Annotated in this window: 26 protein-coding genes; 7 read left to right on the forward strand and 19 right to left on the reverse strand. The window is 71.1% G+C overall.

The features are described from left to right. Position 1: 1 nt before the first annotated feature. The 4 genes from AMIS_RS35425 (at position 2) to AMIS_RS43530 (ending at position 5,472) form a co-directional block, all read left to right on the forward strand. Positions 2 to 1,303, forward strand: a complete 1,302-nt coding sequence (locus tag AMIS_RS35425) for a hypothetical protein (protein ID WP_014447285.1) — start codon at positions 2 to 4, stop codon at positions 1,301 to 1,303. A 57-nt stretch (positions 1,304 to 1,360) separates the two neighbouring features. Beyond that, on the forward strand, positions 1,361 to 3,889 hold the full coding sequence (locus tag AMIS_RS35430; RefSeq protein ID WP_041830267.1) for an FtsK/SpoIIIE domain-containing protein: 2,529 nt from the start codon (positions 1,361 to 1,363) through the stop codon (positions 3,887 to 3,889). Next, the gene (locus AMIS_RS44430; protein ID WP_014447287.1) at positions 3,876 to 4,808 is read left to right on the forward strand and encodes a hypothetical protein; all 933 of its coding nucleotides are present in this window, start codon (positions 3,876 to 3,878) and stop codon (positions 4,806 to 4,808) included. The genes AMIS_RS35430 and AMIS_RS44430 overlap by 14 nt, the downstream gene beginning before the upstream one ends. A 469-nt stretch (positions 4,809 to 5,277) precedes the next feature. Then, a complete protein-coding gene (locus AMIS_RS43530; protein ID WP_172666642.1) occupies positions 5,278 to 5,472 on the forward strand; it encodes a hypothetical protein in 195 nt (64 codons plus the stop codon). Positions 5,473 to 5,533: 61 nt separating this feature from the next. Here AMIS_RS43530 and AMIS_RS35445 read toward each other — a convergent pair whose 3' ends face one another. Continuing rightward, positions 5,534 to 6,382 (reverse strand): 3-hydroxyacyl-CoA dehydrogenase family protein, encoded by an 849-nt coding sequence (locus AMIS_RS35445; RefSeq protein ID WP_014447289.1) that lies wholly within the window; start codon positions 6,380 to 6,382, stop codon positions 5,534 to 5,536. A 124-nt stretch (positions 6,383 to 6,506) separates the two neighbouring features. Between AMIS_RS35445 and AMIS_RS35450 the strand changes: the two genes are divergently transcribed. Continuing rightward, positions 6,507 to 6,839: a hypothetical protein gene (locus AMIS_RS35450; protein ID WP_014447290.1), complete on the forward strand. Its 333-nt coding sequence runs from the start codon at positions 6,507 to 6,509 to the stop codon at positions 6,837 to 6,839. 35 nt (positions 6,840 to 6,874) lie between these two features. On the opposite strand, the gene murA is transcribed toward AMIS_RS35450, so the two are convergent. Beyond that, entirely contained in the window at positions 6,875 to 8,164 is a 1,290-nt protein-coding gene (gene murA, locus AMIS_RS35455; RefSeq protein WP_014447291.1) for a UDP-N-acetylglucosamine 1-carboxyvinyltransferase, read from the reverse strand. Between the two features lie 42 nt (positions 8,165 to 8,206). Here murA and AMIS_RS35460 point away from each other — a divergent pair, with 42 nt between their 5' ends. Next, positions 8,207 to 8,782, forward strand: a complete 576-nt coding sequence (locus AMIS_RS35460; protein ID WP_014447292.1) for a cob(I)yrinic acid a,c-diamide adenosyltransferase — start codon at positions 8,207 to 8,209, stop codon at positions 8,780 to 8,782. A gap of 212 nt (positions 8,783 to 8,994) precedes the next feature. On the opposite strand, the gene AMIS_RS35465 is transcribed toward AMIS_RS35460, so the two are convergent. The 14 genes from AMIS_RS35465 to AMIS_RS35525 form a co-directional block, all read right to left on the reverse strand. Then, a complete protein-coding gene (locus AMIS_RS35465; protein ID WP_014447293.1) occupies positions 8,995 to 9,825 on the reverse strand; it encodes a PhzF family phenazine biosynthesis protein in 831 nt (276 codons plus the stop codon). A gap of 33 nt (positions 9,826 to 9,858) precedes the next feature. Beyond that, positions 9,859 to 10,326: a DUF2550 domain-containing protein gene (locus tag AMIS_RS35470; protein WP_014447294.1), complete on the reverse strand. Its 468-nt coding sequence runs from the start codon at positions 10,324 to 10,326 to the stop codon at positions 9,859 to 9,861. An 8-nt stretch (positions 10,327 to 10,334) separates the two neighbouring features. After that, positions 10,335 to 10,616 carry a F0F1 ATP synthase subunit epsilon gene (locus AMIS_RS35475; protein ID WP_014447295.1) on the reverse strand — a complete coding sequence of 94 codons (282 nt, stop codon included), beginning with the start codon at positions 10,614 to 10,616 and terminating at the stop codon, positions 10,335 to 10,337. 73 nt (positions 10,617 to 10,689) lie between these two features. Continuing rightward, positions 10,690 to 11,805 carry an LCP family protein gene (locus tag AMIS_RS35480; RefSeq protein WP_041830269.1) on the reverse strand — a complete coding sequence of 372 codons (1,116 nt, stop codon included), beginning with the start codon at positions 11,803 to 11,805 and terminating at the stop codon, positions 10,690 to 10,692. Between the two features lie 212 nt (positions 11,806 to 12,017). Further along, positions 12,018 to 13,460 (reverse strand): F0F1 ATP synthase subunit beta, encoded by a 1,443-nt coding sequence (gene atpD, locus AMIS_RS35485; RefSeq protein ID WP_041830270.1) that lies wholly within the window; start codon positions 13,458 to 13,460, stop codon positions 12,018 to 12,020. Beyond that, positions 13,460 to 14,386: a F0F1 ATP synthase subunit gamma gene (locus AMIS_RS35490; RefSeq protein ID WP_014447298.1), complete on the reverse strand. Its 927-nt coding sequence runs from the start codon at positions 14,384 to 14,386 to the stop codon at positions 13,460 to 13,462. Before AMIS_RS35490 ends, atpD begins: the two co-directional genes overlap by 1 nt. Positions 14,387 to 14,388: 2 nt before the next feature. Then, on the reverse strand, positions 14,389 to 15,957 hold the full coding sequence (gene atpA / locus AMIS_RS35495) for a F0F1 ATP synthase subunit alpha (protein ID WP_014447299.1): 1,569 nt from the start codon (positions 15,955 to 15,957) through the stop codon (positions 14,389 to 14,391). 76 nt (positions 15,958 to 16,033) lie between these two features. Further along, positions 16,034 to 16,855 (reverse strand): F0F1 ATP synthase subunit delta, encoded by an 822-nt coding sequence (locus AMIS_RS35500; RefSeq protein ID WP_014447300.1) that lies wholly within the window; start codon positions 16,853 to 16,855, stop codon positions 16,034 to 16,036. After that, the gene (locus AMIS_RS35505) at positions 16,855 to 17,412 is read right to left on the reverse strand and encodes a F0F1 ATP synthase subunit B (protein WP_014447301.1); all 558 of its coding nucleotides are present in this window, start codon (positions 17,410 to 17,412) and stop codon (positions 16,855 to 16,857) included. The genes AMIS_RS35500 and AMIS_RS35505 overlap by 1 nt, the downstream gene beginning before the upstream one ends. 26 nt (positions 17,413 to 17,438) lie before the next feature. After that, positions 17,439 to 17,669, reverse strand: a complete 231-nt coding sequence (locus tag AMIS_RS35510; protein ID WP_014447302.1) for an ATP synthase F0 subunit C — start codon at positions 17,667 to 17,669, stop codon at positions 17,439 to 17,441. Positions 17,670 to 17,746: 77 nt separating this feature from the next. Next, complete coding sequence (atpB, locus tag AMIS_RS35515; RefSeq protein WP_041831602.1) at positions 17,747 to 18,535, reverse strand: F0F1 ATP synthase subunit A; 789 nt, start codon at positions 18,533 to 18,535, stop codon at positions 17,747 to 17,749. A gap of 14 nt (positions 18,536 to 18,549) precedes the next feature. After that, positions 18,550 to 18,711, reverse strand: a complete 162-nt coding sequence (locus AMIS_RS43175) for an AtpZ/AtpI family protein (protein ID WP_231859160.1) — start codon at positions 18,709 to 18,711, stop codon at positions 18,550 to 18,552. A gap of 285 nt (positions 18,712 to 18,996) precedes the next feature. Continuing rightward, on the reverse strand, positions 18,997 to 19,479 hold the full coding sequence (locus AMIS_RS35520; protein WP_014447305.1) for a hypothetical protein: 483 nt from the start codon (positions 19,477 to 19,479) through the stop codon (positions 18,997 to 18,999). After that, positions 19,476 to 20,765: a serine hydroxymethyltransferase gene (locus tag AMIS_RS35525; RefSeq protein ID WP_014447306.1), complete on the reverse strand. Its 1,290-nt coding sequence runs from the start codon at positions 20,763 to 20,765 to the stop codon at positions 19,476 to 19,478. The genes AMIS_RS35520 and AMIS_RS35525 overlap by 4 nt, the downstream gene beginning before the upstream one ends. Before the next feature lie 75 nt (positions 20,766 to 20,840). Here AMIS_RS35525 and AMIS_RS35530 point away from each other — a divergent pair, with 75 nt between their 5' ends. Further along, positions 20,841 to 22,325, forward strand: coding sequence for an SDR family oxidoreductase (locus AMIS_RS35530; protein WP_014447307.1), 1,485 nt, complete (start codon positions 20,841 to 20,843; stop codon positions 22,323 to 22,325). Here the strand turns inward: AMIS_RS35530 and AMIS_RS35535 are convergent. The 3 genes from AMIS_RS35535 to AMIS_RS35545 are packed head-to-tail and all read right to left on the reverse strand — an operon-like array spanning position 22,284 to position 24,470. Continuing rightward, entirely contained in the window at positions 22,284 to 23,225 is a 942-nt protein-coding gene (locus AMIS_RS35535; protein ID WP_014447308.1) for an L-threonylcarbamoyladenylate synthase, read from the reverse strand. The genes AMIS_RS35530 and AMIS_RS35535 overlap by 42 nt on opposite strands. Next, on the reverse strand, positions 23,222 to 23,824 hold the full coding sequence (locus AMIS_RS35540) for an arsenate reductase/protein-tyrosine-phosphatase family protein (RefSeq protein ID WP_014447309.1): 603 nt from the start codon (positions 23,822 to 23,824) through the stop codon (positions 23,222 to 23,224). Before AMIS_RS35540 ends, AMIS_RS35535 begins: the two co-directional genes overlap by 4 nt. 1 nt (position 23,825) lies before the next feature. After that, entirely contained in the window at positions 23,826 to 24,470 is a 645-nt protein-coding gene (locus AMIS_RS35545; protein ID WP_041830271.1) for an L-threonylcarbamoyladenylate synthase, read from the reverse strand. Positions 24,471 to 24,483: the final 13 nt, after the last annotated feature.

The raw sequence follows: 24,483 nt of genomic DNA on the forward strand, positions 1-24,483 counted from the left end.
GGTGCCCGCTCTCGCCGTTCCCGCATTCACCCTCACCGCGTGGCTGGCCTGCTACCTGGTCGGGCGCGATCCACGACGGACGGTTCTGCGGTGGGCGGGGGCGGCGCTCGGGGCGTACGCCGTCGGGCTGGTGATCTGGACCCTCGCACCCGGCGGCGCGGCCGCCCAGATCTGGCTCTGCCTGCCGGCGCTGGGGTGGGCCGGCGCCGTGGTGGCGCTGCTGCCGCTGACGCCGCGGGAACGGCGGCCGATCGACCGGGGCGCGCTGGTGCTCGGGGTGCTGTTCCTGGCGATGGTGATCGCGTTGCCGCCGGCCGGCCGGCTGGTGGCGCTGACCCCGCTGGCCGGCGCGTTGTGGCTGCTGTGGCGGCTGCGCGCGCAGGTGTTCCCGCCCCGGCTGCCGGCCGCGATGACGATGCTCGCGGTGCTCTACGCGGCGGCGCTGGCCCTGCTGCTGATTCCGTCGCCGAGCACCGAGATCCCGGCGCTCGCGGCGCTCGGCGTGGACCTGCTCGCGGCCGGTTACCTGATCGCGGTGGCGCACGCGGTGGAGACCGGTGAGCGGCTGCGTCCGGACCTGCGACGGTCGATGACCGGAGCGATCGCGGTGACCGTGCTGGCCGGCGTCCCGGCCGCGGTCACCCTGATGCTGACGGACGGCGACGACGTGGTGGCGGTCCTGCAGTTCCTGATCCTGGCGATGGTCGCCGCCGTCGCCGGCCTGGGCAGCCGGATCCGGCGCCTGCTGGACCGGGTGGCGCTGGCCGACGAGGGTCCGTTGCGGACGGACCGGGCCGCGCTCTTCCTCAACGCGGACGCGCTGCTGCGACGCCGCGAGCGCCGCCGGCTGGACGGCATCAGCGAACCGGAGTTCCTCCGGCTGACCCGGCGGGCACTGTCCGATTTCGGCGATCTGGACCGGCTCACCCGCAGCCCTCTCACGGATCTGCCGGCGGTGGAGCGGCGGCTGGCCGGGCGGGAGGACCAGCCGCGGGCGCGGGCCCGTGAGCTGCGCGCGGTGCTGCGGGAGTCGGTGTCGGCACTGCGCCCGCCGGGTCCGTTCGGGACCACCGACGAGTGGCGGTACTACAACGTGCTGCAGTTCTGCTGCGTGCTCGGCCTCAACCCCTATGCGCGGCGTCCGCGCACGGACGGGGTGAGCCGCGAGGCACGGCTCGCGGTGGACTGGTTCCGCAGGTACGTGCCCCGCGACGTGACCCGTCAGTGGCAGCAGGAAGCCGCCATGATCGTGGCCGGCCGGCTGTGGGAGGAACAGAGCCTCACGGCGACACGCAACGCCTGAATGCCCGAATTGGGCAGATGTGGCTAAACTCCCCCAACATGGACTCCGGGGGTGCGCGTGGGTAGTCACCGCAACGCGTTGGTCGCCGCTGTCCGGCAGGAACTCGCCGAGGCTCGGGGCACCGCACGGGCGGTGCTCGCCGCCGCCGAATCCGCACGGGGCGAGGCCCAGCAGCGGAACCGGATGGTGCGCGAGGCGTACGCGACCTGCCTGACTCAGCTGGCCGCGGCCCGGGAGGCCGCCCGAGACGACATTCAGCGGCGGTACCGCAGCGAGGCGGTCCGGCTCGCCGGGCACCTGCGCGGACTCGCCACGGTCAGCGCCACCGGTGCGGCCGGGGCGCCGTGGCGGGTGTGGGCGCCGAGCGAGCCGGAGCCGGGCGACCGTCCCGGCATGCTGCGGATCGGCACCATCGCGTTCGAGGAGACGGCCGCCCTGCCCGCGCTGGTGCCCCTGCTCGGCTCCGCGCACCTGCACCTGAGCGGCCCGGCGCCGGTTCTCGACCAGATGATCACCGGACTGCTGTTGCGCGCGCTCGGCAGCACCCGGCCCGGGGACGTGCAGCTCACCGTCTACGACCCGGAACAGCTCGGCGGGACCCTCGCGCCGTTCGCCCCGCTCGGGCCCGCGCTCGTCGGCCCCGGCGCATTCGGGTCCCTTCTGGACGAGCTGGTCGAGCACATCTGCCGGATCAACGGGATGCCGGGACCGCGGACCGAGCCGTGGCGGCTCGTGGTGCTGCTCGCCGATCACGCCACCGCCGCCGAGATGACGGCCGTCCAGCGGGCCCAGCTCGACCGGGTGATCCGTACCGGGGTGGCCGGCGGGGTTCACCTGATCGTGCGCGGCCTCGACGTCGAGGACATCAACAGCGTGGAACGGGTCGTGGTGCACGAGCAGACCGCGTTCTGCGACTCGCTCGGCCCGCTCCCGATCACCCTGGACCCGCCGCCGCCCGCCGACCGGGTCGCCGCGTTCTGCAAGGCGGCCGCCGACCGGCTGCACGCCGGACCGGCCCCGGCCCGGCTCAGCGACCTGGAGCCGCCCAAGTTCTGGGCCGCGTCCGCAGCGCACGGGCTGCCCGCGCCGATCGGCGACTGCACCGACGGGACGATGGTCGAGGTGCCGCTCGGCGACGAGTTCCCGCACGTGCTGATCGGCGGCCCGTCCGGATCCGGCAAGACGAACCTGATCCACGTCTGGCTCGGCTCGCTCACCACCCGGTACGGCCCCGAGGAGCTCGCCCTCTACCTGCTCGGCTTCTCCGAAGGGGTGTCCTTCGCCCGGTACGCCCCCGGCTCCCGCGACCCCAGCTGGCTCCCCCAGGTACGCCTCGCCGGGGTCAACGTCAACGCCGACCGGGAGTTCGGCCTCGCCATGCTGCGGCACCTCGCCGAGGAGGTCCGCGCCCGCTCGCTGCACGGCGCCGGCTCACTCGCCGAACTGCGGGCCGCCGCCCCGGACGGCCACTGGCCCCGGATCGTCGCCGTCATCGACGAGTTCCAGACACTCATCACCGGGCGCGACGCGGTCGCCGAGGAGGCCGCCGGCCTGCTCGCCGACCTGGCTCGGCGCGGCGGCCCGCAGGGCGTACACCTGATCCTCGCCTCGCCGGACACGATCGGGGTGCAGACGCTCGCCGGCCACGTGCCGTTGCGGATCGCGCTGCCCAAGGCCCGCCGGGTGCTGACCGACGACAACCTGGCCCCCGCGGTGATCCCGCGCTACCACGCCGTGGTCAACACCGAGGCCGGGGCGCCCGGCGCGAACCGGATCGTCCGGCTCCCGGACGCCGGCGACCGCACGGTCTGGCGCACCCTGCAACGCCGGCTCTGGCGCTCCCGCCCGGTCGGCTGCGAGGAGCCGCGGCTCTTCGACGGCAACGCGGTGCCGCGGCTGCCCGCCGCGTACCGGCCGGCCGGACGGCTGCCGGGCGCCGGCGCGCCCGTCGGCTCGTCACCTGGCGCGGTGCTGGGCGAGCGGATCGACGTGGCGGCGCAACCCGCACGGCTGCGGCTCGGGCGGATGCCGGGGCGCAACCTGGCGGTGCTCGGCGCCCGTACCGACGAAGCCGGCGACGTGCTCGCCGCCGCCGCGCTCTCGCTCGCCGCGCAGGGTCCCGCGCACTTCAGCGTGATCTGCCTGGCCCCGGAGGCGGAACGCGCGGCGGCCCGGCTGGTCGCCGAACTGCCCGCCGCCGACTGGTACGACGCCGCCGACGTCACGTTCGACCTGCCCGCCACCGACGTGCCGCACTACGTCATCGGGTACGCCCTGGACGCGGCCGGACCAGCGCACCGGGAGTCGCTGCGCGCGCTGCTCGACACCGGGCCGGAACGGCGCACCCACGTGCTCGGGTGGTGGCGGACCGTACCCCGGCTCCGCGACGACCTGGGCGGCGGTTTCGAGGCGATCGGCGCCTGGGTCGCGCTCGACGTCGCCGGCGCCGATCTGGCGCCGCTCTACCCGCAGCCCGGCGGCCCGGTCTGGTACCCGCGCAACCGGCGGGCGCTCTTCTTCGACCGTTCGGTACACCGCACACCCGAAGTGATCATCCCGTACGAGGTGAACAGTGACCACACGTGACCGGCAGCCCCTGGGCCGCGACTACCAGCTGATGGTGAGCGCCCTCGCCGAAGTGTCCCGCCGCCGCGACAGCGAGCTGGACAACGCCGAACAGGCATACCAGGACAACGCGGCACGGGCGGCCGGTGAGCTGGCCCGCGCCGAACACGACGCGCTCACCGCCGACCGCTGGGCAGGCGCGGCCGCCGCCCAGGTGCTCGACGTGGACCGGGAGGCGGCCCGCCTCTGGGACCAGCTGCGCCGGGCCCGCGGGATGCGGGTGCGGGCGCTCGGCGAGGTGCCGGAGCCGGCCCCGATCGAGGCGATGCCCCGGGTGGCGTTGCAGCGCCGCCCGGAGTCGTCCAACGGCATCACCGGCCCGGCCGGGCCCGGTTCCAGCACGGGCGGTGCCGGCGGATCCGGGGGCGGTTCCGGCACGGACGGCGCCGGCGGCTTCGGCGGGGGCGGCTCGCACGGGCTCGACCCGGCGGGGCTGGGCGTCGCGGGCATGGGCGCCGGTGGCTTCGGGGGCGGTGGCTTCGGGGCGGGTGCGCTCGTGCCGGGCCGGCAGTCGCCGCGGGCGCTGCTGTCGCGGGCCGCCGAGCGGATCGAGGTGACCGCCCGGCCGGCGCGGCACGGGCTGACCCGGTGGGTGCTCCCACTGCTCCCGCTGGTGGGCGCGCTCTGCGCGGCCCTCGCGGGCCTGGTCGCCGCCGGCTTGGTCACCTTCGGGAGTACGGACGTGTTCGGCGGCGTGGTGATCCGCGGAATGGGGTGGCTCGGCTTCCTGGTGGCCCCGTCGACAGGGGTGCCGGTGGCCGCCTGGCTGGCACACCGTCGATTGCACGCCCGCCTCGACATCGGCGGGATCGGCCTGACCCTGCTCGGCGGCATGGCAGCCGCAACAGCGTTGTCACTGGCGTTCGCAGCCCAACGGTGAGCAGCCCCATACCTGCGCCACCGACGGCTCGCACTCCCCCGAACCCCCGAGCCGTAGCCCAGGCCGGTGATCACGCCCGCATAACCCGCCCCACCTACGGCTCGCCCACGCCAGCCGTAGCCCAGAGCGGTAACAACGCCCGCATAACCTGCCCCATCCACGGCCCGCCCGCGCGCAATGCCACTCAGCCTAAGTTGATCTCCAGGCCGGCGCCGAACGACAGGGCGGCTCGCGGTGTGCTCCTGCTTCGGCGGCGGCTCACGGTGGGCTCCCGCTTGGGTGGGCGGCTCGCGATGCGGCTCTGTCGCGACGGCGGCGCACCGAAGTTCACGCCGGCCACGATGAGGGCGCACCTAAACGGTTCGTGTGCCCCCATCGTGGCCCTGGCGTTGATGGATCGCCACGTAGGCGTTGCGTGTGACCTTGTCCATGCGACGCCGGCGTGGCGCTTACTCTCATCCACGCCGGCGTGGCGCTTGCTCTCATCCACGCCGGCGTGGCGCTTGCTCTCATCCACGCCGGCGTGGCGCTTGCTCTCATCCACGCCGGCGTGGCGCTTGCTCTCATCCACGCCGGCGTGGCGCTTGCTCTCATCCACGCCGCCGCCAGCGCCGGCGACTCCCCGGCAATCGTCGCTCTGCCTCGAACTCCGGAACAGCGCTGAAACCGGCGCACCACGAGACGGCTCACGCTGCTTCCGGGGGAGGTGCAGCCCGTACCCGATCTCAGTATGTGTAGAAGCCCTTCCCGGTCTTCCGGCCCAGGTCGCCCGCCGTGACCATCCGCTGGAGCAGCTCCGGCGGGAAGAACTTCGCGTCCGCGGTGTCGCGGTAGATGTTGCCGGCCGCGTTCAGCATGACGTCGAGGCCGGTGAGGTCGACAGTGGCGAGCGGGCCCATCGCGTGACCGAATCCGAGCTTCATGACGGTGTCCAGGTCCTCGGCGCTGACCACGCCCGACTCGACGAGCTGGATCGCCTCGACGAGCAGCGCGGAGAAGAGCCGGTTCGAGACGAAGCCCGCTACGTCCCGCTTGACCTCGACACACGTCTTACCAACGCCCTCGGCGAACGCGCGCGCGGCGGCAAGTGTCTCGTCGGAGGTCTGGTATCCACGGACCAGCTCGACCAGTTTCATCATCGGGACCGGCGAGAAGAAGTGGATGCCGACGACCGATTCCGGCCGGGCGGTGACGGTCGCGATCTGGGTGATCGGGATGGCCGAGGTGTTGGTGCCGAGGACCGCGCCGGCCTTGCAGATCTTGTCGAGCTGCTTGAAGACGTCGTGCTTCGCCTCGATCTTCTCGAAGATGGCCTCGACCACCACGTCGGCGTCGGCGGCGGCGTCCAGGTCGATGGTGGGGGTGATCCGGGCGAGGGTGGCCTCCACGTCCTCCTCGGTGATCTTGCCCTTGGCGGCGAAGCGGCTCAGCGAGTCCTTGATCGCGGACATGCCGCGGGCCAGCGAGGCGTCGTCGACGTCCCGCATGGTGACCTGCCAGCCGGCCTGCGCCGAGACCTGCGCGATGCCGGAACCCATCAGACCGGAACCGATGACCGCGAGACGATCCGCCATGTTGCACCCCTTCGTCGACAGACTCGAAGCACACCCTAACCGGGTTACTTAACGAAGCCTCAGCCCGGTTCTCGATCGGGGCAAATCCCCAGAAATCAGCGCCTGACGGTGCCACACTGTGCCCATGGCCACGAGCGACGGCTGGTACCTCATCGGACCGTTGATCGCTGTCGGTCTGGTCGGCTTTCTCGGCGCGGTCTTCTGGCGCATGGGTCTGCAGCCCACCGGCTCCACCGGCGGGGAGCCGGACGGTCTGTCGATCTTCGCCGAGTGTGAGGACTACGGACTGCTCTGGCCCGCGGCCGTCACGGAGGACCCCGAGATCGCCGACGAGATCCGGCGGCTGCTCGCCGATGCGGGCATCCGAGCGACCAGCGCGACCCGGCGCGACGGCCGGGTCAGCGTGCTGGTCTTCGCCGAAGAGGTCGAGGAGGCCCGAAGGCTGGCCCAGAGCTGATCAAAAGGCCCAGCCAGAACTGATCAGGGGCCTGATCAGAAGTCGTACGTCGGCTCCGGCACGTCGGTCCGCTCCACCTCGACACCGAGGTTCGCCAGGTCCGAGACGAAGTCCGGGTAACCCCGGTCGATGTGGTGCACCTCGCCCACCTCGGTGATCCCGTCCGCGCAGAGCCCGGCGATCACCAGACCGGCGCCGGCCCGGATGTCGGTGGCGCGTACCGGGGCGCCGGAGAGCCGCTCCCGGCCGTTCACCACGGCGTGGTGCCCGTCGGTACGGATGTCCGCGCCCAGCCGGACCATCTCGTTCACGAACATGAACCGGCCGTCGAAGATGTTCTCGGTGATCAGCGACGACCCCTCGGCCACCGCGGCCAGCCCGAGCGCCATCGGCAGCAGGTCGGTCGCGAACCCCGGGTACGGCAGCGTCACGATGTCGACGCCCCGCGGCCGCTCGGCCATCCGTACCCGGAACCGGTTGTCGCCCGGCTCGACCGTGGCGCCCGCCGTGACCAGTTTGTCGAGGGCGATGTCCAGGAACTCCGGCCGCACACCGTGAACCGTCACGTCGCCACGGGTCATCGCCGCGGCGTACGCCCACGTCCCGCCGACGATCCGGTCCCCGATCGTGGTGTGCGCGACCGGGTTGAGCGGCCCGTTCACCCCTTCGATGATCAGCGTCGACGTGCCGGCGCCCTCGATCTTCGCGCCCATCGCGGTGAGCATCTCGCAGATATCCACGATCTCCGGCTCGCGGGCCGCGTTGTCGATCTCCGTGACGCCGCGGGCCAGCACCGCCGCCATCAGCAGGTTCTCGGTGGCGCCGACGCTCGGGAAGTCCAGCCAGATCTTGGAGCCACGCAGGCCGTTCGGCGCCGAGGCGATCACGAAGCCGTGCTCGTTGGAGATCTCCGCGCCCATCCGGGCCAGCCCGGACACGTGCATGTCCAGCCCCCGGGAGCCGATCATGTCGCCGCCGGGCAGCGCGACCCGCACGAATCCGCGCCGGGCCAGCAGCGGGCCCAGCACGCAGATCGACGCGCGCAGCCGCCGCACCAGGTCGTAGTCCGCCTCCGCGCCCGGCTCGGCCGGCACGTCGATGATCGCGTCGCCGTCCTTGAGCACCACGTCGCAGCCGAGCCGGCGCAGCACCTCGGCCATGATGGCGATGTCGGTGATGCGCGGGACGTTGGACACCACGCTGCGACCCTCGGCCAGCAGCGCGACAGCCATCAGCTTCAGCGCCGAGTTCTTCGCCCCGCCGACCGCGACGTCACCGGCAAGCCGTGCGCCGCCCTTCACCCTGATCACATCCACGCGGGCCATCGTAGGGTTCCCCCGCCCGGTTCGCCTCGTAGGGTGGGGCGCATGGCAGTCCACCTCACCCGCATCTACACCCGTACCGGCGACGCCGGCGAGACCCGGCTCGTCAACAACGAGGTAGCTCCGAAGACGTCCCCGCGGATCGCCGCCTATGCCGACGCCGACGAGTGCAACGCCGCCATCGGGGTGGCCCTCGCCCTCGGCGCGCTGCCCGAGGAGATCCGCGCGGTCCTGTCCCGCATTCAGAACGATCTCTTCGATCTCGGCGCCGACCTGGGCAACCCGCTCTCCGACGAGCCGCCCGCCTATCCCCCGCTGCGGATCACCGAGGACTACGTCACCCGTCTCGAAGGCTGGTGCGACGAGTTCAACGAGTCCCTCCCCGCGCTGGACAGCTTCGTCCTCCCCGGCGGCACCCCCGGCGCGGCCCTCCTGCACGTCGCCCGCACCATCGCCCGCCGCGCCGAACGCTCCGCCTGGTCCCTGATCGAGGCCGACCCGCAACGCACCAGCGTCGAACCGGCGAAATACCTCAACCGCCTCTCCGACCTGCTCTTCATCCTCTCGAGGGCCGCCAACCCCACCGGCGACGTGAAATGGGTCCCCGGCGGCAAACGCTGACCATCGGGTACGCGTAGCGCCCTCCCCCAACCGCACCCGAGGAGTCCCCGAGAAGCCGCGCGACCACGCGCGGGGCGCAAGGCCGTCCGGCGACCGCCGGCTACCGGTGCCCGGCCGGCCCCCGCGCCGCGCCCACGCGAGCGTGTGGAGTCGAGGCGCTCTCCGCACCCCGACTTCCACACGCGGGCGCTGTTCCCGCCCGTGTGTGGAGTTCAGGCGTGCAGGGTCCCGTCGATCACGGTCACCGCGTGGCCGCTCAACTCGGTGCGCTCGCCCCTGCGCCGCACCCGCACGAACCCGCCCCGCGCCGACGCCTGGTACCCCACCAGCTCGTCGCGGCCGAGCTTGCCGGCCCAGTACGGCGCCAGGGCGGTGTGCGCGCTCCCGGTCACCGGATCCTCGTCGACGCCGACGGCCGGGCCGAAGAAACGGGACACGAAGTCGTACCCCGTACCCGGATCCTCGGCCGCCGCCGTCACGATCACCCCGCGCCGGGAGAGCGCCGCCAGCGTGCGCAGATCCGGCGAGACGGCGCGGACGGCCTTCTCGTCGGCGACCTCCACCAGCAGGTCGTCGGTGTTCGGTCCGGTGTGGTGGACGGCCACGATCGGCACGCCCGGCCCCAGGGCGGCGCCCAGCTCCGGGTCGGCGTCGACCGGCGTGAGCGGCGCGGTCGGGAAGCTCAGCGTGATCAGGCCGTCCGCCGCGACCGACGCGGTGAGAACACCGCTGCGGGTGGCGAACCGCACCGGCCGCGCCGGGTCGAGCTCCGGCGTCGGCGTCAGAGTGGCGAGAACGTGCGCCGAGGCGAGCGTGGCGTGACCGCACAGGTCCACCTCGACCGCCGGGGTGAACCAGCGCAGCGCCCAACCGGCTTCCCCACCGGCGGGCAGCGGGTGCAGGAACGCCGTCTCGGCGTGGTTGACCTCGGCCGCGACCTGCTGCATCCAGGCATCCGGCGGGAACTCGTCGAGCAGCAGCACTCCGGCGGGCGCACCCTGAAACGGCTTCTCGGTGAAGGCGTCGACCACTCTGATCCGCATGCCCCGACGGTAGAGCACGTCAGGAAGCGCGGATCAGGACTCGCTCGGGCGCGGGCCGAAGACCGGACGGCTGCGAAGCGCCCCCGGGTCGCGCGGCGGCCCCGCCTCCAGCCAGGAGAGGAAACCGGTCACCGTGGTCTCCGCCATCGCGATCTCCAGCGGGACGCCGCCGGTCACGCAGCGCAGGACCACCCAGTGGCCGGGCATGGTGAGGCGCTCCGGCCCGGTCGGCAGGCGACGCTCCTCGACGGCCATGAACCGCCTGTCGAGGACCCGTTTCGGCCGGATCGCCAGGCTGAACATGCGGTGGAAGCGAAGCTCGTCGCCGACGAACTGGCCGAGGCCCGGCGACCAGCCGCGGCCGGGGACCAGCGTGCTGAGCCGGACCTGCAACCTGATGGTTCCGCCGCCGGCCATCAGCAGCCGGCGGCGGAAGAAGATTGCGAAGAGGAGCGCGAGCAGCGCGACGACGCAGATTCCGACTATTTCCAGAACCCGCATCGTCGGCGTCAGTGCGACTCGGGGGTGGCCGGCGTGGCGCTCTCGGCGAGCACCGTGACGCCGTTCGCGTCGATCGAGAGGAAGCCACCCGCCACGTCGTAGGTGAGCTGCTCGCCACCGGCGAGCTTCACGCGGACCTGGGACGGCTCCTTGAGCAGGCCGAGCAGCGGGGAGTGGCCGGGGAGAACACCGATCTCGCCCTCGGTGGTCCGGGCGACGAGCATCTCCGCCTCGCCGGTCCACACCTTCTCCTCGACGGCGACGACCTCGACGTGCAGCTGGTTGGCCACGCTGTCTCCCTTGCGGATGCAGAACCTGAACGGGTGAAGTCTAAACGGCTGCCCGCGCCGACGTGGTACGGGGTCAGCTGTTGACGTTGACGTACTCCGGGTGGTCGAGCAGGAACGGGGCGATCCGGTCCTCCCGAACCGCCTGGAAGAACCCCTCGTAATCCCCGGAGAGCTTCTCCCCGAGGTACTTACCGCCGTCGAAGAGGCCGCCACCGGGCAGCTTGATCGAGGTCATGTCGTCGGTGTTGACCCCGCGCAGGGCCATCGCCCAGTCGATCACGCCGTTGCCGCCGCCGTCGAAGGTGAGCGAATCGCCGGCCGCCTCGATGATCGCGAGCAGCTTGGTCGGGTTGGAGACGACGTCCTTGCTCATGGCCTGCTTCGCCATGGCCTTGATGAACTGCTGCTGGTGACGCTGGCGGTCGTAGTCGCCGTTGGGCAGCGTGTACCGCTGACGCACGTAGTCGAGAGCCTCCCACGCCTGGAGGTGGTAGGTGCCCTTCTTGTACGTCTTCTGCGGTCCGGTGTACGGGTGGGCGCACTTGTCGCAGCCGGGGATGCGCGGGCGGGCCTTGCCGTTCGGCTGGAGGTGCTCGGACTTCACGTCCTGGTCGATCGTCATGGTGACGCCGCCCATCTCCTCGACGATCTTCTTGAAGCCGCCGAAGTTGATGATGGCGCCGGCGTCGAAAGTCTTGATGCCGGTCAGCTTGGTGACCGTCTTCGCCAGCAGTTGGAAGCCCTGCTTCACGTCGTGCTCGCCGTTGCCGACCGAGCTGCCGAACGACATCGCCGCGTTGATCTTCGACCTGCCGCCCGGGTAGCCGGTCGCCTGGAAGGCCGGGATCTCCACATAGAGGTCACGCGGGATGGAGAAGAGATAGACCTGGTCCATCGACTCCGGGATGTGCGCCACGATGATCGAGTCGGAGAGCGGCGCCGTCTTCGTGTCGCGCGGGTCGATGCCGGCGAGCAGGATGTTGAGCGGACCCTTGATCTCGCTCTTCGCGGTGGCGGCGGCCGGATCGCCGATCAGGCTCCCGCTCCCGGCGTCCACCGCTCCGGTGTATTTCGAGATCAGGGCGTTGCCACCGACCAGGACGCCGCCGCTGACCACCATGAGCACCGCGCCGAACACGGCGGAGAGCCGCGCCCACAGCGGTGCCCGGCGCTTGTAAGACTTAGCCACCCGATCCCCAACCCTCACCGGACGTCGGCGAAAATGACCCCGGGATGATCGCAGGATCACGCGAACGCGCGGCCAAGAATACCCGAGCAAAAGGCGAACTCGGCCGCCTCGGAACCCATTCACAGGCTGGGTGGACGCAGAGAGACCGTCCGGACACGGAGAAGCCCCGCCGGCGAGACGCCGGCGGGGCTTCCTCGATCAGAGGGGCTCGATCAGCCCTTCATCAGCTCGTGCGCGTTCTTCTCGAGGTCCTCGAGGCCACCGCACATGAAGAAGGCCTGCTCGGGGTAGTTGTCGTACTCACCCTCGGAGATCTTCTTGAACGCCTCGATGGTCTCCTTCAGCGGGACCGTCGAGCCGGGAACGCCGGTGAACTGCTCCGCCGCGTAGGTGTTCTGCGACAGGAACCGCTCGATGCGGCGGGCCCGGGCGACCGTGACCTTGTCTTCCTCGGAGAGCTCGTCCATACCGAGGATGGCGATGATGTCCTGCAGGTCCTTGTACTTCTGCAGGATCCGCTGCACCTCACGGGCGACCGCGTAGTGCTCGGCGCCGACGAACTCGGGCGCGAGGATCCGCGAGCTGGAGGCCAGCGGGTCCACGGCCGGGTAGATGCCCTTGTCGGAGATCGACCGCTCGAGGTTCGTGGTCGCGTCCAGGTGGGCGAAGGTGGTGGCCGGCGCCGGGTCGGTGTAGTCGTCGGCGGGCACGTAGATCGCCTGCAGCGAGGTGATCGCCTTGCCCCGGACCGACGTGATCCGCTCCTGCAGCTCGCCCATCTCGTCCGCCAGGGTGGGCTGGTAACCCACGGCGGACGGCATGCGGCCGAGCAGGGTGGACACCTCGGAGCCGGCCTGGGTGAACCGGAAGATGTTGTCGATGAAGAGCAGCACCTCCTGGTTCTGGACGTCACGGAAGTACTCCGCCATGGTCAGAGCGGTCAGGGCGACCCGCAGGCGGGTGCCCGGCGGCTCGTCCATCTGGCCGAAGACCAGAGCGGTCTTGTCCAGAACGCCACCCTCGTCCATCTCCAGGATGAGGTCGTTGCCCTCACGGGTGCGCTCGCCGACGCCGGCGAACACGGAGGTACCACCGAAGTTGCGGGCAACTCGGATGATCATCTCCTGGATGAGCACCGTCTTGCCCACGCCCGCGCCGCCGAACAGGCCGATCTTGCCACCGCGCACGTACGGCGCGAGCAGGTCGAGCACCTTGATGCCGGTCTCCAGCATCTCGGTCTTCGGCTCGAGGTCGGCGAACGCCGGGGGCTTGCGGTGGATCGACCAGCGCTCCTGGATGTCCAGCGTCGACGGGTCGACGTTGAGCACCTCGCCGAGGGCGTTGAACACGTGGCCCTTGGTCACGTCGCCGACGGGCACCGAGATCGGCGCGCCGGTGTCGGTGACCTCGGAGCCGCGGACCATGCCGTCGGTCGGCTGCATCGAGATCGCGCGGAGCAGGTTGTCACCCAGGTGCTGGGCGACCTCCATGGTCAGCTTCTTGGTGCCCTCGGAGAGGGTGACCTCAACGTGCAGCGCGTTGAAGATCGCGGGCATGGCGTCACGCGGAAACTCGACGTCGACGACCGGGCCGATGACCCGGACGACGCGGCCGACACCGGTCTTTGCCTTTGTGGGCTCAGCAACAGCAGTCATCACACATCACTTCCCGCCGCGGCCAGCGCGTTGGCGCCGCCGACGATCTCACTGATTTCCTGGGTGATCGCAGCCTGCCGCGCGGAGTTCATCTCGCGCGTGTACCGCTTGAGCAGATCGTCGGCGTTGTCCGACGCGCTCTTCATCGCCCGCCGCCGGGATGCCGACTCACTGGCCGCCGAGTCCAGCAACGCCGCGTAGAGGCGGGTGTTGAGGTACTTCGGCAGCAGCGCGTCGAGCAGCTCGTCGGCGTCCGGCTCGAACTCGTACGCCGGGCGCAGGCCGGTCTCTTCCTCCTGCGCCTCGACCTGCACCGGCGCGAGCGGCTTCGCCTGTGCGGTCTGCGTCATCAGGGACTTGAACTCGGTGCTCACGATGTGCAGCTCGTCCACGCCCGCGATGCTCTCCGGGCCGAACGTGCCGTTCTCGCCCGAGCCGGCCGCGAACGCCTCGATCAGCGCGTCACCGATGCGCTTGGCATCGGCGAACGACGGGCGCTCGGAGAAACCGGTCCAGCTGGCGGCCACGTCCCGGTTGCGGAACTTGTAGTAGCCGACGCCCTTGCGGCCCACCACGTACAGCGCCACCTCCTTGCCCTCCGACTTCAGCTGAGCGATCAGCTGCTCGGCGGTGCGGATGGCGTTGGCGTTGTAGGCGCCGGCCAGGCCCCGGTCACTCGTGATCAGCAGGACACCCGCCCGCTGGACGCGCTCACGCGCGACCAGCAGCGGGTTGTCGACCGAAGCGTTGGTCGCCAGCGCGCCCAGGACCTTGGTGATCGCCTCCGAGTACGGCCGGGAGGCGTTCACCCGCTCCTGAGCCTTGGCGATGCGGCTGGTGGCGACCAGCTCCTGCGCCTTGGCGATCTTCTTGGTCGACTTGACGGTGCGGATGCGCCGTCGCAGCGCCTGTACCTGACCGGCCATGCCTAGTTACCGCTCTCGGTGGCCTGCGCCGACCCCTGGAACGACTTCTTGAACTCGACCACGGCGCCCTCGAGCGCGGTGATGTTGTCGTCGGTCAGGTTGTTCGTCGACTCGATCGAGGTGTAGACCTCGCTCAGGTTGCGCTTGATGTGCTCGAGCAGCTCCTGCTCGAACTTGCGCACGTCGCCGACCGGGACGTCGTCGAGCTGGCCGGTGGTGCCGGCCCAGATCACGATGGTCTGGTCGGTGACCGAGTACGGCGAGTACTGCGGCTGCTTGAGCAGCTCGACCAGGCGGATGCCCTTCTCCAGCTGCGCGCGCGACGCCTTGTCCAGGTCGGAGGCGAAGGCCGAGAAGGCCTCCAGCTCACGGAACTGGGCCAGGTCGAGGCGGAGCCGGCCGGAGACCCGCTTCATGCCCTTGACCTGCGCCGAACCGCCGACCCGGGACACCGAGGTGCCGACGTTGATCGCCGGGCGGACACCCGAGGCGAACAGGTCGGACTCCAGGAAGATCTGGCCGTCGGTGATCGAGATGACGTTGGTCGGGATGTAGGCCGAGATGTCGTTGGCCTTGGTCTCGATGATCGGCAGGCCGGTCATCGAGCCGCCACCCAGCTCGTCGGAGAGCTTGGCGCAGCGCTCCAGCAGGCGGGAGTGCAGGTAGAAGACGTCGCCCGGGTACGCCTCGCGGCCCGGCGGGCGGCGCAGCAGCAGCGACACGGCGCGGTACGCCTCGGCCTGCTTGGTCAGGTCGTCGAAGACGATCAGGACGTGCTTGCCGTTGTACATCCAGTGCTGTCCGATGGACGAGCCGGTGTACGGGGCGATGTACTTGAAGCCGGCCGGGTCGGAGGCCGGGGCCGCGACGATCGTCGTGTACTCCAGCGCGCCCTGCGCCTCCAGGGTGCCCCGGATGCTGGCGATGGTGGAGGCCTTCTGGCCGATCGCCACGTAGATGCAGCGAACCTGCTTGGTCGGGTCGCCCGACTCCCAGTTCGCCTTCTGGTTGATGATCGTGTCGATCGCGACCGTGGTCTTGCCGGTCTTGCGGTCGCCGATGATCAGCTGGCGCTGGCCGCGGCCGATCGGCGTCATGGCGTCGATCGCCTTGATGCCGGTCTGCAGCGGCTGCTTCACGGGCTGGCGGGCCATGACGTTCGGCGCCTGCAGCTCGAGCTCGCGGAAGCCCTCATTGACGATCTCGCCCCGGTCGTCGATCGGGTTACCGAGAGCGTCGACGACGCGGCCCAGGAAGGCGTCGCCCACCGGGACCGAGAGGACGCGGCCGGTGCGCTTGACCGGCTGGCCCTCCTCGATCGCGGCGAAGTCACCCAGGACCACGGCGCCGATCTCACGGACGTCGAGGTTCAGCGCGACGCCCAGCGTGCCGTCGGCGAATTCGAGCAGCTCGTTCGCCATCGTCGAGGGCAGGCCCTCGACGTGCGCGATGCCGTCGCCCGCATCGGAGACGATGCCGACCTCCTCGCGGGAGACCTCGGGCGAATAGGACGAGACGTAGCGCTCTAGCGCCCCCCGGATCTCGTCCGAGGAGATGGTCAGCTCGGCCATCCTCTGCCTTCTCTGTCTAGCTCGGGACGTCGCCGCCGCCGAGGGGCCTTCTCGATGAGTTATCGAGGGGAAATGTCTATTTGGCGAACGCCTGCTTGGCGGCGTTCAGCCGACGCAGGATCGTGCCGTCGTAGAGGTCGGATCCGACTCGGACGCTGACCCCGCCGATCACCGCGGGATCGACGCTGACCTGCAGCGAGACCTCACGGCCGTAGATGGCGGACAACTTCGCGGCCAGGGCCTGCTCCTCGGCGTCGGTGAGCGGCTTGGCCACCGTCACATACGCCACCTCGCGGTCCCGCTTCGCGGCGGTCAGCTCGACCAGCCGGGTCAGCGAGGCCTCGAACCCGCGGCCGCCGAAGCCCTCGAGGGCAACCTCGGTCAACCGGCCCGTAGCCACGTGGACCTTGCCCTTCAGCAAGTCCTCCACCAGCTTAACCCGCCGCTCAACCGGAGCACCGGGGTCACTCAGCGTGACGGCCAGGGTGGAGTCGCCCGCGACGATCTGGCTGAACCGGAACAGCTCGTCCTCGACGTCGCCGAGCTTGCCGTCCCGTTCGGCCGAGGCCAGCAGGGTGTCGACACCGAGTCGCTCGGTGGCGGTCAGCAGCTCGGACGGCTTGGAGAACCGGCCGGACACCAGGGTGCGCAGCACGTTCACCGTCGTCTCGGCCAGCTTGCCGGCGAGCAGCGACTTGAGCAGCTCGGCCCGGTCTGCGCCCGGCCGCGACGGGTCGGTCAGCGCCCGGCGCAGCCGGGGCTGTGCCCGCAGCAGGCCGGCCACCGACAGGATCTCGTCGGCGACCGAAGCCAGCTGTGCGGCCGTGGCGGACGCGGTCTCCGCGCCCAGCCGGTCCGACGCCTCGCCGTAGGCCTCGCGGCTTACGCTCGACGTCATCAGCGCCGCCCACCGGTGGTGCCGGCGGAGTCGAGGTCCGCGATGAAGCGCTCGACGGTGCCACGGGTGCGCGCCTCGTCGGCCAGAGCTTCGCCGACGATCTTGCCGGCCAGGTCGACCGCCAGCGTGCCGACCTCGGAACGCAGGTCACGCACGATCGACGCGCGCTGGGTGGCGAGCTGCTCGTTGCCGGCCGCGATGATGCGGTCCGACTCCTCGCGAGCCTTGGCCAGCACGTCCTGACGGATGCCCTCGGCGTCGGCCCGGGCCTCGTCGCGGATGCGAGCGGCCTCGGTACGAGCCTCGGCGAGCTGGGTCCGGTACTGCTCCAGCAGCTCGTTCGCCTCGGCCTGAGCGGCCTCGGCGCGCTTGATGCCACCCTCGATGGCCTCGACCCGTGCCTGGAACGTCTTCTCCATCTGCGGGAAGACGAACTTGATCAGCACGAAGCAGAGCACCGCGAAGGCAACCGAGCCAACGACGATCTCCTGCCAGACCGGGATGATCGGGTTGTGCTCTTTGGCGCCCTCTTCGGCGGCCAGATAAAGGTTGATCATTAAAACCTCCTAGTCGAGGTCGAAGATCAGAGCTGGCCCTGCCAGATGAAGCCGAACGCGATGCCCAGCAGGGCGAGGGCCTCGATGACGGCGAAGCCGATCCAGACGTACGGAAGGGTCAGGCGCGACGACTCCGGCTGACGGGCGGTCGACTGGATGTAGGCCGAGAAGACCAGACCAACACCGATGCCCGGGCCGATGGCGGCGAGGCCGTAGCCGATGGCGGCGGTGCTACCAACAACGTCGGCGAGAAGCATTCTCTGTTCCTCCTGGTATCTCGCGTGACTGTCACGCGGGACGACAACGGGGTGTAACTAGTACGACGGGGTAATGCTCAGTGCTCGTCGGCGAGCGCGCCCTGGACGTAGCTCGCGGTCAGCACCGTGAAGACGTAGGCCTGCAGGCAGATCACCAGGAACTCCAGCATGGTCAGCGCGATGGTGAGCAGCCAGGAGAGAACCGAGATGGGCGCCAGCAGCGCGTTCGCGTTGATCATCGCGAAGCCGCCGAGCGTGAAGACCAGCAGCAGCATGTGGCCCGCGAACATGTTGGCGAAGAGACGAACCGCCAGCGAGAAGGGCCGGACGATGAAGTTCGAGAAGAGCTCGATCGGGACCAGCAGCGGCAGGATGAACCACGGCGCCGGCGGGATCAAGGCGTGCTTGAAGTACTTCAGCGGTCCGTGGTGCCGCATGCCGACGTAGATGAACATCACGTAGCTGATCGCCGCGAGAACCGTCGGGAACGCGATGTGCGACATCGGCGACATCTGGATCAGCGGCACGATGCCGAAGAAGTTGTTCACCAGAATGAAGAGGAACAACGTCGTCAGGTACGGCGCGAACCGCACGCCGGCCGGGCCGATCATGTCGACCGCGATGTTGTTGCGCACGAAGCCGTAGGCGCTTTCCGCGAGCCACTGCTTCTTCGTCGGAACCAGCTTCGGCTTCCGGTAGGACACCAGGAAGAAGATGATGATCGCCGCGACCGCCACCCAGATGAGCAGCGTTACCTTCGTGAACCAGTAGTTGTCGTGCTCGCCCCACGGCAGGATGCTGGGCAGGTAGAAGTCCTCGACGCTGGGCGGGAACGCCGCCGCGAAGACCGTCGACTGACCGATCACCATGGCCCTTCCTGTCAGGCGCCGAGCCGGCGCACGATGAGGTACACACCTCCGGCGACACCGAGGACGGCGCCGAGGCCGGCGAAAATGCCCTTGGTTCCGACGAAGTGGTCAACCAGCCAACCAATCCCACCCCACACCAAAATGCCCGCGATGAGATAGGAGACTGCGGTCATGCCCACTCCCGTGTCGGGAGGCGGTTGCTGACCTTTGTCACCGCGAGATTCGGGGGGAGGTTCTTGGCCGGTCATGACGGCCCGAACGATATCAGCAGGAAACACGAAGCTAAGCGGGACCCCCCGCACAACCGTCGTTGTCCAGGCGTCAGAGGTCTCGCAACTGGAAGGACACGGTACTCCTGTCGCGCCAAAACGGAACGCGGCACGAGGGGGAAGGTCACCGGATCGTGGTTGCCTGACCGAGATCAGCCTGTCTGACCAGCAACTATACGGTGCCCTAGATCACTTTCGGGCGGTTCGCCGGTACATCCACCAGGCCTGCACGCCGGTCCAGACCATGACCCCCGCGACGATGCCCAGGCCCAGCGCGGTCCGGCCCTCCCAGTCGGAGCTGACGCCGAACGCGAGGATCACCCCGAGCAGCGTGTACTTCAGCGTGTAGGTGAGCAGGCCGAGCGGCATCAGAAGAGCCGGGCGAACCGTGTCGGCCCACGCGATGACCAGCGTGCTCATCGAATAGCTGATCGTCACGATCAGGACGCCGGCGGCCGCGCCCAGCGCGTCCGGAGCGCCACCGGCGAAGAAGCCGGCGGACGCCGCGAAGAGGATCAGCGCCATGCAGACCACGGAGAGGAACGGCAGGTGCTCCACCCGCCAGCGCGGGTCGGCGGGCAGCGGCGGCAGATCCGGCAGCGGCGTGTCCGGTTCCTCGTCCGCGACATCCGGCACGTAGGGAACCACGTCCACCGGTTCTCCACGACTCACGCCATGACCTCCTGCTCCCTGTACACCGGGAACTGCCGGACCAGCTCCGACACCTCCGCGGACACCTCGTCCAGACCGCTCGCGCCGCCGGGCGCCGACGGGTCGCTGCGGGCCGCCGCCCCGATCAGGCCGGCGATCCGCCGCATCTCGTCCTCCCCCATGCCCTGGGAGGTCACGCTCGGCGTGCCGACCCGGACACCGGAGGCCTCGGCCGGCCGCTCCGGGTCGTACGGAATCGCGTTCTTGTTCAGGGCGATCCCGGCCCGGGCGCAGCGCGCCTCGACCTCCCGGCCGCAGACGCCCAGCTCGCGCACGTCGAGCAGGGCGAGATGAGTGTCCGTGCCGCCGGTGACGGGACGGATCCCCTCGGCGGCGAGCCAGGACGCGAGGGCCCGGGCGTTCCGGACGGCCTGCTGAGCGTACCTCTGGAAGCCCGGAAGGCTCGCCTCGCGCAGGGCCACCGCCTTCGCCGCCACGGTGTGCATCATCGGGCCGCCCTGCGCGAACGGGAAAACCGCCTTGTCGATGCGGCGGGCCAGGTCGGCGCGGCAGAGGATCATGCCGCCCCGGGGACCGCGCAGCGCCTTGTGGGTGGTGCAGGTGACCACGTCGGCATAGGGCACCGGCGAGGGGACCGCCCGGCCCGCCACCAGGCCGATGACGTGCGCCGCGTCCACCATCAGGTAGGCGCCCACCTCGTCGGCGATCTCCCGGAACAGGGCGAAGTCGATCAACCGGGGGTACGACGCCGAGCCGCAGATGATGAGCTTGGGGCGATGGGCGAGCGCGAGGTCGCGTACCTCGTCGTAATCGATCTCCTCGGTCGCCGGGTCGACGCGGTAGGCGATCGGGTGGAACCACTTGCCGGAGAAGTTGGCCCGGCTCCCGTGGGTCAGGTGCCCGCCGTGCGGCAGACCCATCGCGAGCACCGGATCGCCCGGTTCGGCGAGAGCGGCGTACGCGGCCAGGTTCGCCGACGCCCCGGAGTGCGGCTGCACGTTCGCGTGCTCGGCGCCGAAGAGGTCGCGGGCCCGCTCGATGGCGAGCTGCTCGGCCCGGTCCGCCTGGACGCAGCCGCCGTAGTAGCGGTTGCCCGGATATCCCTCGGCGTACTTGTTCGCCAGCGTGGAGCCGAGCGCGGCCAGCACCGCGGGCGAGGTGAAGCTCTCGCTCGCCACCAGCTGCAGCGTCTCCCGCTGCCGGGCCAGCTCGTCGAGGAGCACGGTGGCGATCTCCGGATCGTCGCGCTCCAGCGCGGCGAAGTCCGGACCCCAGAAGGTGCCCACCTGGCCTCCCCTCGCGGACCTGCGTTTCGAAGCATATGGCTTAGGAGGGTGCCCGCGCGGGCACAGTCTGTAGTTGTGCGATGCCTTGTCACCGGCGCGACCGGATACATCGGCGGCCGCCTCGCGCCGCGGCTGCTCGACGCGGGCCACACGGTCCGCTGCCTGTCCCGCAGCGCGGGACGCCTCCGGGACGTCCCCTGGGCCGACCGGGTGGAGATCGTCGAAGCCGACCTGAACGAGCCGGACACCCTGCCCGCGGCGCTGGACGGCGTCGACGTCGCGTACTTCCTGGTGCACTCGCTCGGGCAGGGCGACTTCGAGCGGCGCGACCGGGAGGCCGCCGCCAACTTCGCGGCCGCCGCCCGCGCCGCCGGCGTCCGCCGGATCATCTATCTCGGCGGTCCGGAGCCACCGCCCGGCGACCGCCCGTCGCCGCACCTGCGGTCCCGCGCCGAGGTGGCCCGGATCCTGCTGGAGAGCGGGGTGCCGACCGCCGTGCTGCGCGCCCCGGTGATCATCGGATCCGGCTCGGCCTCGTTCGAGATGCTGCGCTACCTCACCGAGCGCCTCCCGATCATGGTGACGCCGCGCTGGGTGACCAACCGGATCCAGCCGATCGCGGTCCGGGACGTGCTGCGCTACCTGATCGACGCGGCCGGCCTGCCGCCCGAGGTGAACCGCGGTTTCGACATCGGCGGCGCCGACGTGCTGACCTACGCCGAGATGATGCGGCGGTACGCCCGGGTGGCCGGCCTCCCCCGGCGGATCATCATGCCCACCCGGGTGCTCAGCCCCTGGCTCTCCGCGCACTGGGTCGGGCTGATCACCCCGGTGCCGAACGCCATCGCCCGCCCGCTGGTGGCGAGCCTGATCCACGAGGCGGTGAGCCGGGAGAACGATCTGCGGACGATGCTGGGGGCCGAGCCGCCGCTCGGCTTCGACCACGCGGTCCGCCTGGCCCTCGGCAAGATCCGGGACGCCGACGTGGAGACCCGCTGGTCCAGCGCCTCCGGCCGGGACGCCGCCGCCGAGCCGCTGCCGAGCGACCCGGAGTGGTCCGGCGGCAGCCTCTACGTCGACGAGCGGTCGAGCCCGGTGCAGGCGCCGCCGGACCGGCTGTGGCGGGTGATCGAGGGCATCGGCGGCGAGAACGGCTGGTACTCGTTCCCGCTGGCCTGGTCGGTGCGCGGCTGGATGGACCGGCTGGCCGGCGGGGTCGGCCTGCGCCGCGGGCGGCGCGACCAGGACCGGCTGCGGGTCGGCGAGGCGCTGGACTGGTGGCGGGTCGAGGAGATCGAGCCGGGTTCGCTGCTGCGGCTGCGCGCCGAGATGCGGGTGCCGGGCCGGGCCTGGCTGGAGATGCGCGCCGAGCCCGACGGCGAGGGCGGCAGCGTGTACCGGCAGCGGGCGATCTTCCTGCCCCGCGGGCTGGCCGGGCACCTCTACTGGGCGTCGGTGCTGCCCTTCCACGGCATCGTCTTCAGCGGCATGGCCAAGAACATCACCGCGACGGCCGAATCATTCCGCCGCGGCGCGGGACAGCCGGTCGCGAACCGCTAGCCACTCCTCGGTCTGCGGCGGCTCCTGGACCAGGATCGTCGCGACCCCGGCGTCGTCCAGCCGGTGCAGCGCCGCGTAGAGGTCGGCGGCGTACTCACGCGGGTCGGCGGAGAGGATCTCCGTCCCGGAAGTGCCCTCGTAGGTGAGCACGCCGACCGGCCCGGCCAGCGACGCCGGGTCCACGTCCGTGACGTCCTTGCAGAGGATCACGGTGGCGCGCGGGGCGTAGTGCCGCCGGCTCATCCCCGGCGACGGGCGGGCCGCGCCGTCGGCGACCGCGTCCGGCAGGGCCAGCGAGCCGGTCACCTCGCGCAGTTCCCGCAGGCCGAGCGCGCCCGGCCGGAGCAGGGTGGGAACCGCCGAGGTCAGGTCCAGCACGGTCGACTCGATGCCCCACGAGCTAGGACCGCCGTCCAGCACCAGCGGCACGTCCGGGAGGCTGCGCATCACGTGCTCGGCGGTGGTCGGCGAGATGCTCTCGGTGCGGTTCGCGCTGGGCGCGGCGAGCGGCAGTCCGGACGCCTCCAGCAGCCGCAGCGCCACCTCGTGCGCGGGGACCCGGACCGCGACCGTGTCGTTCGCGGCGCCGATCCCGGGCAGCCGCCGGGCCCGTCGGACGACCAGGGTGAGCGGTCCCGGCCAGAACCGGGCGGCCAGCTCGTCGGCGCCCGCGGGCCAGGTCTCGGCGAGTTCCCGGGCCGCCGCCACGTTCGCCACGTGCACGATCAGCGGGTTCCAGGAGGGCCGGTTCTTCAGCCGGTAGATCTCGCCGACGGCCTTCTCCGAGAACGCGTGCGCGCCGAGGCCGTAGACGGTCTCGGTGGGGAACGCGACCACCGAGTCGGCGGCCAGGATCTCGACGGCCCGCCGGATGCCCTCGGCGTCGGGGCGGACGATCACGGGATCAGCAGCGTGGCGAGCGGGACGGTGGTGTCCTCGATCTCGTCGCCGATGCGCTGGAACGTCTGGTCGCCCCGGCCCCACGGGTCGTCCAGGTCGTCGCCGGGCTGCGGGGCGTCGCTGCCGCGCAACCGGGCCGCGGCCTCGACGATCGCGACACCGCGGGTGTGCACGGCCTCGGGCTTGCCGTCCGAGTCCGGCAGGGAAGCCGGCGGCAGGGACTCCGCGTCGACCGCGGCCAGCAGCCGGCCGAACTCGCCGAGCACGAACGTGCGGTCCGCGGCGTCCGGGCGCAGCGCCACCACGTAGTCGAACTGGTCGGCGGTCGCGGTGAGGATCAGGTCGGCCTCGTCGATGAAGTCGCCGCGCAGCTTGCGGGCCAGGAACCCGTCCGGCGTGCCGCGGCGCGAGCGCACCTGGCGTGCCGCCGGCGGGTTCATCTCCTCGCCCTCGTGCCAGCCGCCGGTGCCGGCGCTGACGCTGCGGACCAGGCCGGGCTCGCCGCTGCGGTCGCGGACCGCGCGGTCGAGCAGGCGCTCGGCCATCGGCGACCGGCAGATGTTGCCCATGCAGACGTGCAGGACGGTGAACGGCGCCACGTCAGGCCTGCCCATCGACGATGTCGGGAACCACGTCGCGCAGTTTCTCCAGCGCGATGGCGCCGGTCCGCAGCACCCGTGGCACGTCACCCGTCACGTCCACGATCGTGCTGGGCGCGGGGTCGGCGGCCGGGCCGGCCTCCAGATAGACGCGAACGGTGTATTCAAGCTGGTCACGGGCCTCGTCGGCGGTGCGTGGCGCAGGCGAGCCGAGCTTGTTCGCCGTGGTGACGGCCATCGGGCCGACCTCGCGCAGCACCTCCAGCGCGACCGGGTGCAGCGGCATCCGCACGGCCACCGAGCCACCGGTGTCACCGAGGTCCCACTGCAGGCTGGGCGAGTGCTCCACGATGATGGTGAGAGCGCCCGGCCAGAACGCGTCGGCCAGCTCACGGGCCGCCCGGGGCAGGGAGTAGACCAGGCCGTCCAGCGTGTGCCGGGAGCCGACCAGCACGGGCGGCGGCACCCGCCGGTCGGAGCCGCGGGCGTGGTGCAGCTGGGTGACCGCGTGCGGGGTGAAGGCGTCCGCGCCGACGCCGTAGACGGTATCGGTGGGCATCACCACGAGCTCGCCGCTCTTGACGGCCTCGACGGCCGCCGCGATGCCACGGTCCCGGTCGGCGACGGTGGCGCAGTCGTAGAGCATCACGACGTGCAGT

It is taken from the genome of Actinoplanes missouriensis 431 (assembly GCF_000284295.1).
Classification (GTDB): domain Bacteria; phylum Actinomycetota; class Actinomycetes; order Mycobacteriales; family Micromonosporaceae; genus Actinoplanes; species Actinoplanes missouriensis.